Here is a 15,994-nt window from a genome sequence, read left to right as displayed (position 1 = left end):
GTTAAAGTTTAAAATGTTATGGGATTAAATTCTCAATTATACAGAACATCTCAATTCCAAATTGAGGTGTTCTTCCATTAATCAAACTATTTGATTTCAGTTAGAAAAGCCTTTTTTGGTCGGGTGATTAAAGCTGTAGATGGTTCTTGTGTTTAGAGAGGATATATTGCTTTGGCGTTTCTCCAGTTTCTTTTTTAAACTCTTTTATAAAGTAAGAAATGTTTTCGTAGCCTACTTCAAAAGCGAGTTCGGTAACACTTATTTCTTTGTTTTTGAGAATGCTTAGAGCCTTTTCGATTCTTTTTACTTTCAGCCATTTTTGTGGGGTAATCTCAAAAGCAGATTTAAAATCTCTTCTAAAGGTACTCTCACTTCTACCTGTCAGGTAAGCATAGTCTTCAATTTTTAGGGGTTTATCAAAATTCTTCTGCATAAAAGATTTGATATTCCTTTTCTGTGGTAAAGTGAGCTGAAATAGAAATGCAATTAGGTCTTTATTATTTTGATGTAGAAGGTGGAGCAATTCTAAAATCTTTATGGCAGCTAAAGCACTTTGCTGGTAACTGCTATTTTTATAGATACTGATTAATGATGTACAGAAGGTATTTAAATTAGGAGAGTTATTAATTAATAGGTGTTGCGAAGTTGCTTTTCGTTGATATTCTGAGTGATTTAAAGAAGATAAAAATTGATGTATAATATCATCATCAAAATAAAACAGCAGGCTCTTAAATTGCTCCCCCGATGAGATTAAATCTGATATATAATATACTCCGCGAGGAATAATCACTAGCTCCTTAGCTTTTATCCTTACTTCTTCACCATTATAAAAATTGATTATTTGCTCACCAGATTGCACAAAAGATATGGCATGAGAAGCTACATAACCTTCTCTTTGCTTTACTGATACAGGTAGTTCTTTTTGTAAAACACAAATATTCCCATCTCTAAGAATGATACTTACTTGAGTATCGTTAAACAGTTTTTGAGGTATAACAATCATAAAATGAGGCGTTTATGATTTTGGAGAGGATAGATAAAAACTAAAAGAGGCTTTTCATTTTGATTAGCCTTTTTTAGTTTAAAAAAAATGTCGGGGTGGCAGGATTCGAACCTGCGACCTCCTCGTCCCAAACGAGGCGCGATGACCGGGCTACGCTACACCCCGAACAGGCTGCAATACTAATAAGAATTTTGTTCTGCACAAAAAAAATATTCGAATAGCCTTAATTTTATTAAGCTGCATTTTGATGTATAAAGCGAACTAATGCCCTTTTAGCTATAGGGAAAGCCGATTCTGTGAATGGACAAGCTATATTAATATTTATAAGATAAGTTGCTGGGTTAGGTAAATAAGTGTGTTGCCTTATTAATGAAAGTTTGATGTTTTCATAGGTTTCACCAATACCTTTTCTAATAGACTGTACAAAACTGGTGTTTATGCCTCTAAATTTTTCTTCGGCACTTTCAAAAACGGTTACTTGGTATCTGTAAATTTTGGTTTCTCTATCTTGAAACTCATTAATAAACATATAGCCTTCGTCTGGGTAAATTGGAGATATGCCTATCTGAGAGATTTCTATTTTTTCATCAATCATTTCGTAAATCTCTTTACCGTCGCCCAATAGGTTTTTGATTTTCGGTATAGAGAATAATACAATTTCTTCAATTTGTTTCATTACTTCACCATCTTCTATAATTTTCTTGTAGGTGATTTTAAGCTTTTCAAAATCTGCTTTAGAAATCCTTTCAGGAAAATTTTTATACATCAATTCTTTATTTTCTTGAATGGTAAGCAAGTTCTTGTAATGGAATACCAAATCACTGAGAGCGGGATAGACTTTCTTTTGACCAAATTGTTTTTTTGCATTTTGTAAGTAAGCCATCAGGATGTATTTCTTGTATTCGAAATCGATGAGGCCTTCGGTTAGCCAGTTGTTACTCAGTTTGATCATATATGATTTTTTAATGAAAAAAATGTAAAATCCTTAGAAAATTTAATTAATTGTTATCAAAAAAGCAAAGTGTAAAGCTTTTAAATGGCAATGTCATTAAAAAAATAGCCTTTTTTTGTCTTTTTAATTCTTGAGTTGCACTTTGTTTTTAGAAACGATAAAGCATTTAATTTCTTCTGTAAAGTTTTTTGTTCATCGAATTTTGAATACGTTTGCCGGAAAATCTAAACCCGAAGCAGCGTATATGAATAGATTGTACACCTCACACATTATGATGGTAAGTCCGGCAAATTTTGGTCACAATGAGCAGACAGCCGGTACTAATCTCTTCCAGATAAATGAAGCTATAGGTGATCCTGATACCATTAAACAAATGGCGCTTGATGAGTTTCATGGTTTTGTAGATGAACTCAGAAAAAATGGTGTAACAGTTAATGTTATTTACGATTCGCCTGTGCCAATCAAGCCAGATGCAATATTTCCAAATAACTGGATTTCATTTCATGAAGATGGTACTTTGGTGTTATATCCTATGTATTCTGAAAACAGAAGATGGGAAAGGCGCAGAAGTATTATTGATCTAATTGGCGAGTCTTATCAAATTAATCGTGAAATTGATTTGAGCCATTACGAATCAGAAGATAAGTTTTTAGAAGGTACTGGCAGTATGGTTTGGGACAAGGATACTAAAAAGTGTTTTGCCTGTCTTTCTATGCGAACGCATGACGAAGTGCTTCACGATTTCTGCGAAAAGATGGGATACCAGTTAATCCGTTTTGAGTCTTCTGATGATCATGGCAATCCGATATATCATACCAATGTGATGTTTTCTATCTCTTCTAAATATGCTATTGTATGTCTTGATTCGATTAGACTTCAACAAGAAAAAGAGATGATTCTTCATCATTTAGAAGAAGCAGGTAAAGAGATCATTACAATTAGTATGTCGCAGATGTATCAGTTTTGTGGCAATGTAATGGAATTAGGCAATGATAAAGGTGAGAGTATATTGGCGATGTCTGAAAAGGCTTATTTGTCCTTTTTTCCAGAGCAATTAGAAATTATAGAGAAATACTCTAAAATAGTGCATGCACCATTAAGCACTATAGAAAAATTAAGTGGGGGTGGAGCAAGGTGTATGATTGCAGAAATATTTCTTCAGCCTAAATAAAAGCATTGTTTTTTAATTATAAATCTTACGCAGTCTCAGTACTGCGTTTTTTATTGTAAATAAGATTTATTTCATTGCATCGAGAAAAACCATTTAAAAGAGATTGCGTATTAAAACTGACTCTATGATAGAAAATAGAGTCTTATAATTGTGAAAAAAGAATTTTGCCTTTATTAAAATTCTAAAAATTTAAACTCGGGAATTAGTCCTGAAATTTGCATTTTTAAGACAAATAGTACTTTTTCAATAAATATCTGATTTAGAAAAAACTTACTACATAGTTTATGAAACAACTGAAGGCGATTTTGTCATTGACAATACTTCTGATGTCTTTCAACACATTTAGCCAGGATAAACCTATGCTGGTAATTGACCCTAAAGGCCATTCTGCAAGGATCAACGATGTGATGTTTACCGCTGACGGGAAGACACTCATTTCAGTTTCTGATGATAAAACAATCAGGGTTTGGAACAGCACTAATGGAGAGCTTCGCAAAACCATTAGAGGAGAGATAGGAGAAGGAGCAAATGGTAAATTGGTTGCAGGAGCCATCTCACCAGACGGCCAGCTAATTGCTGTAGGTGGTTATCTTCCAAAAGACGAAATTAGATTAATTCACTTGAATAGTGGTAAGCAAATTGGTCTGCTTTATGGGCATAGCAATGTGGTTACCGACCTTAAATTTTCTGGTGACGGGCACTTATTAGCGAGTGCCAGTGGTGATAAAACTGTAAAAGTTTGGAAAATACCACCTATAACATCCTCTGGAAATTTTAATGGTAAGCCTGAAATTACTACCACTTTTACCGATCATGAAAATGCAGTTTATAGTTTGGCTTTTTCACCTGTAGAAGGAAAAATTGCTTCTGTTTCTATAGATGGCAAATTGGTTTTACACTATGTAGATAAAAATGGTAAACCTACTGGCACCTCTAAGAAATTAGTTGGCCACGAAGGAGGAATTTACTGTATAGATTTTTCGCCTGATGGTAGATTTATTGCTACTGGTGGTTTAGATGCCAGAATCTATTTGTGGGATAACAATGGTAATTTCTACAATGAGTTGAGCTACAAAAGTGAAGAGCTCAATGAGAGACAAGATGATATTTTCTCTATCAACTTCTCACATGAAATGAATAAACTGGTAGCCACCACTACCAAAGCCATTGTTACCGAAGTTCCTTATGGATTAGCTTTAGGTACATTTACTGGTCATGACAATACCATTAGAGCTTCAGATTTTGCTCCAGTAAGATCAAAGTCTGGTAATGAAGTTGTTGCAACTGCTGGTGGTACTAATAATGATATTTATCTGTGGGATGCTGAAGAAGGCACCGTATTTCAAAATATGCATGGCGAAGGTCAAGCAGTTTGGGCAGTTGCCTTCGGTAAAGATTTTGAAATTGCTTTTGGAAATACTTACACAGATGCAGACCCAGATAACAGAGGTCCACTTGAAAAAACTTTCAATTTCTCTACATTAGAAATGGGCTTGCAAACTCCCGATGAAAAAGGTTTTGTAAGAACCCGAACTGTTTATAGAGGAATGAGGCTCAGACAAACCAATGCTTTAACGCTTGAGCTGGGTAATGGCACCAAAATAGTGAATGACGAAACTACAGGTAGAACTATCAGAACATTTACTTATACACCTACAGGAGATGTAGTGGTAGGTAGTGCAGGTTCACTAAGAATGTATAATCAGTCGGGAGCTTTAATAAGAGATTTTAAAGGTCATACTGGCGAGGTTTGGGCTGTTTCGGTTTCTGAAGATGGCAGCAGAATGGTGTCTGCAAGTAACGATCAAACTATTAAACTTTGGAATATAGAAACAGGTGAAAATCTAGCTACTTTATTTGTTACCAGAAACAACGACTGGATTTGCTGGACACCGCAAGGTTATTATAACGCGTCTGCTGGTGGTGAGAAATACATCGGTTGGCAAATTAACCGTGGCCCGGCAAATACCGCTGAGTATTATCCTGTAAAAGCTTTCAGTCAACATTTCTTTAAACCTGAGCTAGTAACTTTAACAGTAGAAAGTGGCGCATTTATAAATGCAGTTACTACTTATGAAGAAGTTACAGAAGAGCCTGTTATCGTAAAAACAGAAGAAGAAATTGTTGAGGTTATTCAAACTATTTTGCCTCCAAAAGTAGAGTGGTTATATCCTGAATCAGATTTTGTAACAGTTTCTGAAAAACAAATTCATATTAAAGCCAAGGTTACTTCAGAAGTTCCAATTACAGAAGTAAAGGTGTTAGTAGATGGCAGACCGGTTTCTCAAGGCAGAGGATTTAAGGTAGAGGAGAAAGATTCGCCAACAAAAAAATGGGTTGAGTTTGATGTGCCATTGGTAAATATAGAAAGCCGATTACAAATTTTTGCAGCTAATGAAAATGCTAAAGCTGTATCAGAAGAAAGGGTAGTAAGATATAGTGGAAAGGATAATAGAGATGATAACACAGTAGTTGCATCGGAAGATGAGTTAACTTTTGATGTATTAGATTATATTGTAAAGCCTAATTTATATGTGTTAAGTGTTGGGGTTTCTAACTTCCAAAACTCGCAATACAACCTCAACTTTGCTGATGACGATGCGGTAGGTGTAGTATCGGCATTTAAAGGAAAACATAAAGAACTTTATGGCAATGTATTTACTCGTGAGCTGGTAAATGAGCAAGCAACAAAAGAGAATATTCTAAATGAGTTTATGTGGTTGCAGGAGAATGTAACTCAAAAAGATGTGGTGGTGATCTTTATCGCATCTCACGGATTTAATCAGGATAATAACTTTTACATTTTGCCACATGATGGTGATGCTGAAAACTTGGTTTCTACTGGAGTTGATTGGAAAACATTTGGAGACGTGTTAGGAGTATTACCTTCAAAAGTATTATTGTTCTTAGATGCTTGCCATAGTGGTCAATTGGGGACTAATGTTGGCTTTGTAAATAATACAGAAGCACTTAGAAATCTTTCTTCTGATGAGTATGGTGTGGTGATTATGTCTGCTTCAACTGGTTCTGAGAGCTCATTAGAGAATACAGAGTGGGGGCACGGTGCATTTACACTGGCACTGTTAGAAGGTATAGAAAAAGGATATGCTGATATTTTACCAAAAGATAAAACAGTCTTTTTAAGAGAGTTAGATGCTTATATTTTCAGTAGAGTAAGAGAGCTGACATATGAGCGCCAAAACCCAACTACTCAAAAACCGAGTACAATTAGCAGCATGCCAATTGCTACTTTAGAGGATGATAATTAATAATTATGAAATGGTTATAAACATTAAAAGGTCAGCAAGTGCTGACCTTTTTTAATATTCTCAATTCTGAATGTTAATTTAAGGAACTCTTACCTGACCAGTTCCTTTTACAACCCATTTGTAACTGCAAAGTTCTTCTAAAGCCATTGGGCCTCTTGCATGTAGTTTTTGTGTACTGATTCCGATTTCTGCTCCTAAACCAAACTGTGCACCATCAGTAAAAGCAGTTGATGAGTTTGCGTAAACCACAGCAGCATCAACACGATTAAGAAATGTCTCGATATTCTGCGCATTTTCAGAAATGATGGCCTCACTGTGTTTAGAGCTATATTTTCTTATATGATCTATGGCTTCTATTAAACTACCCACAGTTTTGATAGCCATAGTCATCGAGAGAAACTCAGTACCAAAGCTGCTGTCATTTGCTACATTAAGCAACGCTTCAGGATAATTACCTTTGAGTTCAGCATAAGCTTTTTCATCAGCATAAACTACTACATCTTTAGTTGCTAGTTTCTTAGCTATTTCTGGTAAATCTTTAAGTCTAGATTCATGGATAACCAAACAATCTAAAGCATTACAAACACTTACTCTTCTTGTTTTGGCATTAAAAACAATTTCAGTTCCTTTAGCCAGATCTGCAAACTCATCGAAATAAGTATGTACAATACCAGCCCCAGTTTCAATTACAGGTACTTTTGCATTGTCTCTTACAAAGTTGATCAAACCTTGGCTACCTCTCGGAATGATGATATCTACAAAATCTACTGCTTCTAAAAGTGCGGCAGTTGCTGCTCTCTCAGGAGGCAGAAGTTGCACCACATCTTCAGAAATATCGAAGCTTTTTAGAACAGAGTGAATAATGCTAACGATGGCTCTGTTAGAGTCATCAGCATCTGTTCCTCCTTTTAATATACATGCATTGCCAGATTTGAAGCAAAGAGAAAAAACATCAAAAGTAACATTGGGTCTTGCTTCGTAAATGATACCAATTACACCCAAAGGCACAGTGCGTTTTTCGAGCTCTAGTCCGTTTTCCAAGTCTTTTTTAGTAAGTACTTTTCCAAGTGGATTAGGTAAAGCTGCTACTTTTCTTATATCATTTGCAATGCTTTTAATGCGCTCTTCGGTTAACTTTAGCCTATCGTACTTGGGGTCTTCGGGCGACATTCTGGCTAGGTCTTTTGCATTTGCATCCAGAATTAAATTGGTTTGCTTTTCGGCTTCATCTGCTAGTTTGTTTAAAACCTGCGGGATGATGTCTGTGTTCAAACTGCTGAGAACAACACTTCCTTCTTTTACTCGCTCGAAATAGTTTTGATATTCCATTTTATTGATTCATTTCAAATAGATATAGAAAATCGTAATGTACGACTGGTTTTTGATTTTTTAGTCCTAATATAGTTTTAGTGTATGCATTTGAGTAACTACTAATGCCTAGGCCGAGTTCCTCACCAGTTTCATTGCAGATACTCACAATATCACTTTTTTTAAACTCTCCTTCTACTTCTACAATCCCAACGGCAAGTAAGCTGGTAGCTTTGGCCGAAAAAAGGGCTTTTACTGCACCATCGTTAATAATCAATTTGCCTTTGCTATAGGCATCTGATGTAGCTACCCATTTCTTCATATTAGAAGCATTTTTGGTAGCTGGAAAGAGCGTACCTACACCTTCTCGGTTTGCCAATGATGGAATAATGTTTTCAGTTCGGCCATTAGCAATATGCACGGGAATACCCAAACCTGCAACTTTTAGTGCATTTCTGCATTTGGTAATCATTCCACCTCTACCAAATTCAGACTTTTTAGCTACTACAAAGTTATTCAACTCTCTGCTATTTCCTTCAAAAACATTTATAATACCCGAAGTCTCTAAAGCGGGGTCGCCATCAAAAACACCATCTACATTACTAAGAATGAATAGTGCATCTGCATTTAACATAGTGGCGACCATTCCAGCCAATTCATCGTTATCTGTGAACATTAATTCAGTAACAGATATTACATCGTTTTCATTAACAATTGGTACGATCTGGTTTTCAAGCAAAGTACTCAAACAGTTCTTCATATTCAGATAGTGCTTTCTGTCTCTAAAATCTTCTTTAGTAACCAATACCTGAGCGCATAAAAAGTCTTCCTTTTTAAAAAAATCGCTGTAATGTTCCATTAATCTCACTTGTCCCAAAGCAGCAAAGAGTTGCTTCTGTGCAATGTGGCCTAGTTTGTTTTTGCTCTTGTAAACACTTCTGCCAGCAGCTACAGCACCAGATGATACCACAATTACCTGAATGCCAGCTTTTTTAATTGCAGCTATCTGTTTTACCAGAGATTGCAAGGTGGGTAAATCGGGGAGTCCTTTATCGTTTGTAAGTACATTGGAACCAATTTTGATAACAAGTTTCTGATAAAATTTTGAATCTGACGACATTAAAATTTCAGTTAGTTTTTTATTTTAATTTGGTGAAGTGAGAAATTTTGTTAACATTATCAAGAATAATTCTTAAATTTATAGGCTATTCAAGGTTAAATCTCACATCAATTTTTAGTTTTTTAACATTTAAATAAACTTTCGCTGCAGTTTTTTATGAACCTTTTATTTTAAGAAGCATGTTAGGCAAATTTAGAAAGCATTCAGTAAAAAATAACCACACAACTACAGCTTATATATTTTAATATGGGAAAGAAACAATCTGATAACACTATTCACAAGTACACATTTTGTTGTTTACTTGCTCTTTTGGCTCATTTGACGCTGAAAGCACAACAAAGTACTGTAAATTGGTTGCAGAGAGATTTTTGCCAGACCGGTTTAAAGGGTATGGCGCCTAGTAGAGGTATTTCTTTTGAGCGTTCTATTATTCCGGAGTATCATTTGGCTTCAGACTCCCCAGAAGATGAAATTGGTGATGCTTCGTCTGATGTTGAGCACCAGAGTGTGTTAAAAGCTAAGCTTCGAGCACCTTTGTGGAATTCTGATGGATTTAAAGCAGTAATTGGCTTTAAATACCAAAAGGAAGAAATAAAGTTTGATGACCCTGAGGAACTGGAATACAGTCTGTATAAAAATATTAATAATCTGAATATGAAGGTTATGGGTACAGATCTCATAATGTTAAAGCCATTCAGAGGAAATAAATATGTTGTAGTAAGAGGTGCCATAAATTATAGTGGCGCATTTAAAAAGCTAAGTGAAACCAATAGTAATTTTCTAAATTGGAGTGTATCTGCCTTGTTCGGTATTAGAAAAAATGAGAATACTGAAATGGGTTTTGGAGTAAATTATAGCAATTCTTTAAATGTGAAATCGGTATATCCGGTAATGCTTTATAACCACAACTTTAATGAAAAGTGGGGAATAGAAGCTCTGCTACCTAAAAGAGCTGCTTTGAGATATAACTTTAATGCAAAGTCTTTAGCCGTTTTAGTTTCGGAACTTGATGGTAGCAGATACTATATACCAGATGTTGAGCTAAGTGCAAATAGGGTAGAAGACTTAAGAATGGAGGTATCTGAACTTAAATTCGGATTATCGTACCAACGACAAATATTTTCTATACTTTGGATGAGTGTAGATGCAGGCTACCGAAAAAATATTGGCTTTGACTTTAATAGATATTTCTCTGGAAGCAACCGCGATACAATTGTAAAATCGCAGATTCCTGGTGGTATGTATGGAGGTATTACTCTGTTTTTAACTCCACCACCTAAGAAAAACTAAGCATTTTAATCTAAGATATTTATAAATAAAACTGCTTTCAACTATCTAGTTGAAAGCAGTTTTTGTACACGAGAATGATCAATATCTGGTGAAGTTAAAGCATTGTAATGCTGCATTATCAACACGATATGGCCAGTAATTTTTAATTTGAGGTTATATGTGTATACAAAATCTCTTATTTCTAAAGGAAACTCCCAAGTAATTTTAGGAAGAATTTGAGTTTCAAAATCGCTGATCTTTACCAGTTCATTTTCCTTTTTTATATAAAAATTGTAATCTTCTTCAGTAAGAGAATTACTAAAAGGGTTGTTTAATTCTTCTTTTAATTTTCTATAAACAGGCAATCTTCCCTCTACAATTATTTCGTACAGTGCTGTTGTTTCTTCTTCTGTTTCTGTAATAAAATACCTCTCTATTCCTAATTCATAATCAGTAAAAGTAAAAGCTGCTAGCTCATTTAACTTAAAGGTTTTCTCATAAAGTGCAGATTTGTATTTGATCTCAGTGTGGGCTTCGTTAAAACTGATTTCGCCAGTAAGAGACATATTGTTTTTTAAAGTAACAGCTCCCTCAAGCCAATAAACACGATCTGTTGTTGTAAGAGAATTAAAAGTGAGTAGGATAGAAAATAAAAAATTTAACACCATAACAAGGCTAATTAGTTTAAAAAGTTTCTAAGCAGATTTATTAAATTATCAACTCGATCAACTTTATAATAGTACCTTGTTAGAGCAAAATTCTTTTAAAAAATTAGTGCGTAAATTATATTTTATTTAAGACTTGGTAAACTACAATTTTTTCTTTTTTGCCTTTTACAGCTACAGGTTCCCACTCTTTTGTGGTTACTATTTCTTTTGTTTTCTCAAATACTGTATCGCTTATCAAAATGGTGTTAGGTGTGTCTTTGGTAAGCATTTCAATTCTTTTACCGGTGTTTACAGTATCGCCAGTTACCGAGTATTCTATCTTATCTTCAGAACCAAGATTCCCTGCTACAACTTCACCTGAGTTAATACCAATGCCCATACCTACTGCAGTAGGTAGTTTATCTTTGTACAATTCATTTAGGCTTTCTAGCTTCTTCATCATTTCAATAGCACAAAAAACAGCATTTTCCTCATTGTTCGGGTAAGCAACCGGAGCACCAAAAACAGAGAAGATTTCGTCACCAACAAACTGGTTAACCACCCCATTGTGCCTTTTTATAACATCACTCATAATAGAGTAATAGTGGTTGAGGAAAGAAACGACTTCTTTCGGTGTCATGTCTTCGCTCATACTGGTAAAGCCTCTTATGTCGCAAAACAATACAGTAATGTTTCTCACTTCGCCTTCAAATATGGAGTCACCAGTATCGCTAAGGGCTTTTTGTACAACCGGTTCTGGCACATATTTCATAAAAAGCTTCAGGGTTTTTTCCTGCTCCTGCACTTTAATTTGAAGCTGGTCTACCAAAGATTTATTTTTTACCTGTAAATGAAATAGCGTTTTGGCATTTTCTATGGTCATGCGCAACTCGTTTTCATCCCAAGGTTTTGTAATGTACCTGAAAACTTTGCCTTTGTTAATAGCATCTATAATTGCTTCAACATCGCTAAAGCCGGTTAATATCATTCTGATTGCATCAGGATAAACAGGCAGAATATTTTCTAGAAACTCAACACCTGTCATTTCGGGCATGCGCTGGTCACTAATAATTAACTGTACGTCATTTTCTTTAAGGACTTCAATAGCATCCTGTCCACTCAAAGCAGTTAAGACCTTATACTCTCTTCTAAACGCAGCTTTAAAACTAATTAAGTTTTGCTGTTCGTCATCAACATATAGGATTGTGAAATTTTTATTCATATTTAGAAAATGATGCTTAAAGTGCTAAGTAAATTCAAAGATAGTCAGTTAAAAAAATACTTTCGCAGAATTAAAATATTCAATTATTTACGAACGGATAAATGATACTGATACCAATTATCCAGATTTTTTTTTAATTTACGAAAGAAATATATAGTGATCTAAAGGTTTTTAAGTAAAAAGTTTTAAATTTCTATAAGCATAAGGTGTTTACTTTCTAGTATTTTGCCTTTTTGTTTTTAGATTAACAGCGAAATTTTTTTACAAAAGAATTTAGCATTAAGTTTCATCAACTGATGATCTGGTAATTTTTAAGTGTTTTACTACCATATTTAGTTTCATTTCCTATGTTAACTCCTACATTAGCCGTTGATCTAGCCGAAAAGATCAGTATGCAACTAAAACTAACTGGCCTTCAGGAAGGAGATATAGTAATGTTGCATGCTTCTCTTAAGTCTTTGAGCAGAATACCGCAGCATCCGAAAACGGTTATAGATGGCGTTATTAAAGCAATAGGTAAAGGTGGAACCCTGCTAGTACCTTCACTTACTTACGATATAGTAAATAAAGAAAACCCTGTATTTGACAGGCAAGAAACTCCATCAAATGTTGGTGCAATATCTGAGTATTTTAGAACGATGCCAGGTACATACAGAAGCCTTTCTCCCACACATTCAGTATGTGGTATAGGAAGAGATGCAAAAGCGTTGCTAGAAAAACATCATCTTGACAATACACCAGTAGGAGAAAACTCTCCTTTTAGGTTATTACCAAAGTATGGTGGTAAAATTCTCTTTATAGGTTGTGGGTTAAAGCCCAATACCTCCATGCATGCAGTAGAAGAATTACTGGAGCCTCCTTACCTTTTTGAAGATTATGTAAACTTTAAAATTGTTAGTAATGGAAGTGCAATGGATAAACTAGTTAGACGACATAACTTTAAAGGTTACGAACAACGATACGACAGAGTCGCGAATCTGTTATCTAAAAGAGAACTGAAAAAAGGTAGAGTACTTTCTGCTGAGGTTTTTTTAATTGATGCTGTAGCTCTTTGGGAAAAGGCCTACTTAAAGCTTCGTGAAAATCCATTGTACTTTGTAGATAAATTGGACAAGGTAAACTAAAAACCATTAGCATAATTAAAAATCTATATATAGTAATTCATCAAGCGCCAGAACCAACTGTATACCCATTTAGCAGAATTGGTCATTATCACCAGTATTTTTCTGAAAAAAAGTTTGAAAAAGAAGCTAACAAGTTATTGAGAGCTTTACCAGAAATTCAAAAAGCTATCTTTAATCTTTCGCATTCATTTACGGTGAATGTAGTTGTAACTTCTAGTTTTTTGGAGGCCACCAAATTACCCTTCACCGAAATAATTACGAAGCTCAAAGGTATTAAAAGTTGGGTTTTTAGCGATTGGAAATTTCCTTCCATTAAAACAGTTTCTGCTGTAAATGGAGAAACAAATGTTATAAATCAAGAAATAATAAGCCCTGGGTTTGACAACCACTTTATTATTAACAGTGATGATGGTGAAATGATAGAAGAGGTAGCGATAAGCTGTATTTCTCTTAATCAGTTAATTGCTAGTGAAATTGATGGTAATGACGTTAATACTGGTTTCTTAAAAAAGAAGATGAGTAAGAATTTTAGACAATCGATGCCTATTAATCATCTTCAAGAGGATGCACTTTCTTTTCTAAAAGAAATTTCACATTTGGCTAATTTGCATCATAGCAGTGGCAGTATATTGAAGAGTAATATTGAATGGTTTTCTCAAGCAGAGCACTTTCATTGGATGCTTCATAACAATGAAGATTTGATATTTAAATCTCCATTTAAAACAAACTATGATGCATACATTAACTACATGAATATGCTTACCGATTTAAAAGAACAGTTAGCCTAAAAACTCATTCACTAGCTTTTTCTTCTGTCTCTTTTTGAGCTTGCTTTTCTTTAACAGGTAATTTAAGAATTGCCTTTGCTTTCTTTCTTTTAAGCCTTTTAAGCAGACTGGCAGTAATATTCAAAAAGTTGGCTTCTGTAATAAGGCCTACCAGTTTTCCATTGTTTACAACAGGCAGGCAACCGATAGAATGCTCCATCATAATTTCCATTGCTTCTACAATGGTTTGTTCTGGCTGAATAGTTATGGGGTCTTTAATCATAATTTCATCCAGTTTTCTAGGGTTTTTCATGCCATCTTTGTAGCACTCTGCAAAGTAGCGTAATAACTCTCTATGCGTGATTAAACCAATTAAATCACCTTCTTCATTTTCTATTGGAAGGTATCGGAGTTGTTGCCAGTCCATCATATCTGCACTAAACTCAGGTATATCATCTTTACTTACAGTGAATAAATCGGTGGTCATAAACTCTTCAACCAAAAAGGCAGAATGCGACCATTCGTTCATATCATCTGCATGGGCTAAATCCCATTTGCTTATTGGTTTACTGCTGTTTTGATTACGCAACATACTGGCAACCAAAGCTGTGGTAGCTTCTTCTTTAGATGAGTTTTTAACCAATTTAGAATAAGACTCTAATATCCAGCGAGAACCAGTTTTATGCGTTTGGTTTCTTTCTTCAATTACATCTAGGTATTTATTAATCTCAGATTTATCAACGCCTGCTTTGGTTAAGCCCTCTTTAGCGATAGGAATTAACTCTTTCTCAATAAGTTCTGTATCGCTTATAATTTTTTGGTCTACCCAATAAAACTTAGAACCCAAGCCTAGTTTGGCAGCTTTAATAAAGTTGGATTTAGCATCGTCGAACTCCATGCGTTTGGTGAGGTTCGGATACACATCTGCAAGGCCATTCATTAAGCCAAGCCAAAAAGCCGAGTTTGCCACCTCATCAATTACAGAAGGGCCAGCAGGAAGAATTCTATTTTCAATTCGCAAGTGAGGTTTGCCATTTGGGGAAATGCCATAACATGGACGGTTCCATCTATAAACTGTAGAATTATGAATATTTAGTGCGATGAGTTTTGGGGTAATGCCTTCATCTAAACAGCGCTTTACATCTTCTTCCACATCAGACATCAGCAGTACTTTAAAACGCACAATGTCTTCTCTTATCAGTTCAAGTATAGAGCTTTTTAGCCAGTGGTTTCCAAAAGTAACTCGTGGACTTGTATAGCGAAGATGTTCACCTGTAACTCGAGTATCTATTGATTGTTGGAATAACGCGATTCTGGTTTCGTTCCAAAGTCTTTTGCCAAACAGCATGGGAGAGTTTGAGCTAATCGCCATTACTGGAGCTGCAATTGCCATGGCAGTATTGTACTTTTCTACAAAATCGTCTGGGGTTACTTGTAAATGTACTTGAAAACTCGTGTTGCAAGCTTCGACTAATGCTGAATGATGTTTGATATTGAGTTCGTCTACACCTTCTAATCTTAACTCATATACTTTACCTCGTAACTTTTCAATTGCTTCAATTAATGCATAATAGCGATCGATGGGAGTGAGGTTGCTCTCTTCTAAGTCAAACTTTCTTATAGTGGGTAAAATGCCAGTAAGAACAGGCGAGATGTCCATTTCTTTGGCTGTATTTCTTAATATATCCAGCAGGTCATTTATTTCTGTTTCCATTCGTGAGAAACAATTATTTTTAAATGGAACTGGCTTTAGGTTGGCTTCCAGATTAAACTTGGCAAGTTCGGTGGTAAAACTGGGATTTTTGAGTTGCTTTAATATCTCCATTGAGCGTGGAGCTGGCTTAAAGTTTTCATCAATGAGGCAAATTTCCTGCTCAGCGCCTATTTTGATTTCTTCTGTGTCAAATAGGTCTTCATTGAGCATTCTTTCAAGTGCCTGAACGTCTTTTAATAAGTTTCGTGTAAAACCATTGAGCTCTTCTTGTGTGCGGGCAACTCTTACTCCTTTTACACCCATATATCCAAAAGTTTATATCATTTTCAATTAAACACTATCTAATGATACGCTTTTTTTTGGACTTTTTAAAGAAAGAAGGCTTGTTAAAAAAGTAAACCTGCCATTTTATTTGGCAGGTTCAAGAA

At 35.1% G+C, this 15,994-nt stretch carries 12 protein-coding genes and 1 tRNA gene; 5 read left to right on the top strand and 8 right to left on the bottom strand.

Annotated features, from left to right (window positions below):
• Positions 1-127: 127 nt before the first annotated feature.
• The 3 genes from OQ292_RS02695 to OQ292_RS02685 all read right to left on the bottom strand — a co-directional run bounded on the left by OQ292_RS02695 (position 128) and on the right by OQ292_RS02685 (position 1,955).
• Entirely contained in the window at positions 128-1,003 is an 876-nt protein-coding gene (locus OQ292_RS02695) for a helix-turn-helix domain-containing protein (RefSeq protein WP_284684508.1), read from the bottom strand.
• Between the two features lie 90 nt (positions 1,004-1,093).
• A tRNA-Pro gene (locus tag OQ292_RS02690) sits at positions 1,094-1,168 on the bottom strand.
• Between the two features lie 67 nt (positions 1,169-1,235).
• The gene (locus OQ292_RS02685; protein ID WP_284684507.1) at positions 1,236-1,955 is read right to left on the bottom strand and encodes a hypothetical protein; all 720 of its coding nucleotides are present in this window, start codon (positions 1,953-1,955) and stop codon (positions 1,236-1,238) included.
• Between the two features lie 244 nt (positions 1,956-2,199).
• Between OQ292_RS02685 and ctlX the strand changes: the two genes are divergently transcribed.
• The gene (gene ctlX, locus OQ292_RS02680; protein WP_284684506.1) at positions 2,200-3,126 is read left to right on the top strand and encodes a citrulline utilization hydrolase CtlX; all 927 of its coding nucleotides are present in this window, start codon (positions 2,200-2,202) and stop codon (positions 3,124-3,126) included.
• Positions 3,127-3,410: 284 nt separating this feature from the next.
• Positions 3,411-6,395, top strand: a complete 2,985-nt coding sequence (locus tag OQ292_RS02675; RefSeq protein ID WP_284684505.1) for a caspase family protein — start codon at positions 3,411-3,413, stop codon at positions 6,393-6,395.
• A 78-nt stretch (positions 6,396-6,473) separates the two neighbouring features.
• On the opposite strand, the gene OQ292_RS02670 is transcribed toward OQ292_RS02675, so the two are convergent.
• Together OQ292_RS02670 and proB are read right to left on the bottom strand one after the other, a co-directional pair.
• On the bottom strand, positions 6,474-7,724 hold the full coding sequence (locus tag OQ292_RS02670) for a glutamate-5-semialdehyde dehydrogenase (RefSeq protein ID WP_284684504.1): 1,251 nt from the start codon (positions 7,722-7,724) through the stop codon (positions 6,474-6,476).
• A 1-nt stretch (position 7,725) separates the two neighbouring features.
• Positions 7,726-8,823: a glutamate 5-kinase gene (gene proB / locus OQ292_RS02665; protein ID WP_284684503.1), complete on the bottom strand. Its 1,098-nt coding sequence runs from the start codon at positions 8,821-8,823 to the stop codon at positions 7,726-7,728.
• Between the two features lie 246 nt (positions 8,824-9,069).
• Between proB and OQ292_RS02660 the strand changes: the two genes are divergently transcribed.
• The gene (locus OQ292_RS02660; protein ID WP_284684502.1) at positions 9,070-10,113 is read left to right on the top strand and encodes a DUF6268 family outer membrane beta-barrel protein; all 1,044 of its coding nucleotides are present in this window, start codon (positions 9,070-9,072) and stop codon (positions 10,111-10,113) included.
• A 41-nt stretch (positions 10,114-10,154) separates the two neighbouring features.
• Here OQ292_RS02660 and OQ292_RS02655 read toward each other — a convergent pair whose 3' ends face one another.
• Positions 10,155-10,760, bottom strand: coding sequence for a hypothetical protein (locus OQ292_RS02655; RefSeq protein ID WP_284684501.1), 606 nt, complete (start codon positions 10,758-10,760; stop codon positions 10,155-10,157).
• A 115-nt stretch (positions 10,761-10,875) separates the two neighbouring features.
• Complete coding sequence (locus tag OQ292_RS02650) at positions 10,876-11,961, bottom strand: adenylate/guanylate cyclase domain-containing protein (RefSeq protein ID WP_284684500.1); 1,086 nt, start codon at positions 11,959-11,961, stop codon at positions 10,876-10,878.
• 347 nt (positions 11,962-12,308) lie between these two features.
• Here OQ292_RS02650 and OQ292_RS02645 point away from each other — a divergent pair, with 347 nt between their 5' ends.
• Positions 12,309-13,085 (top strand): AAC(3) family N-acetyltransferase, encoded by a 777-nt coding sequence (locus OQ292_RS02645; RefSeq protein ID WP_284684499.1) that lies wholly within the window; start codon positions 12,309-12,311, stop codon positions 13,083-13,085.
• Between the two features lie 137 nt (positions 13,086-13,222).
• The gene (locus OQ292_RS02640) at positions 13,223-13,873 is read left to right on the top strand and encodes a hypothetical protein (RefSeq protein ID WP_284684498.1); all 651 of its coding nucleotides are present in this window, start codon (positions 13,223-13,225) and stop codon (positions 13,871-13,873) included.
• 4 nt (positions 13,874-13,877) lie between these two features.
• Here the strand turns inward: OQ292_RS02640 and OQ292_RS02635 are convergent, their stop codons facing one another.
• Positions 13,878-15,869, bottom strand: a complete 1,992-nt coding sequence (locus tag OQ292_RS02635; protein ID WP_284684497.1) for a glutamate-cysteine ligase family protein — start codon at positions 15,867-15,869, stop codon at positions 13,878-13,880.
• Positions 15,870-15,994: the final 125 nt, after the last annotated feature.

The organism is Chondrinema litorale, assembly GCF_026250525.1.
Taxonomy (GTDB): Bacteria; Bacteroidota; Bacteroidia; order Cytophagales; family Flammeovirgaceae; genus Chondrinema; species Chondrinema litorale.
Note: the sequence above shows the minus strand (reverse complement) of the source record. Positions and strands in the feature narration are given on the sequence as shown.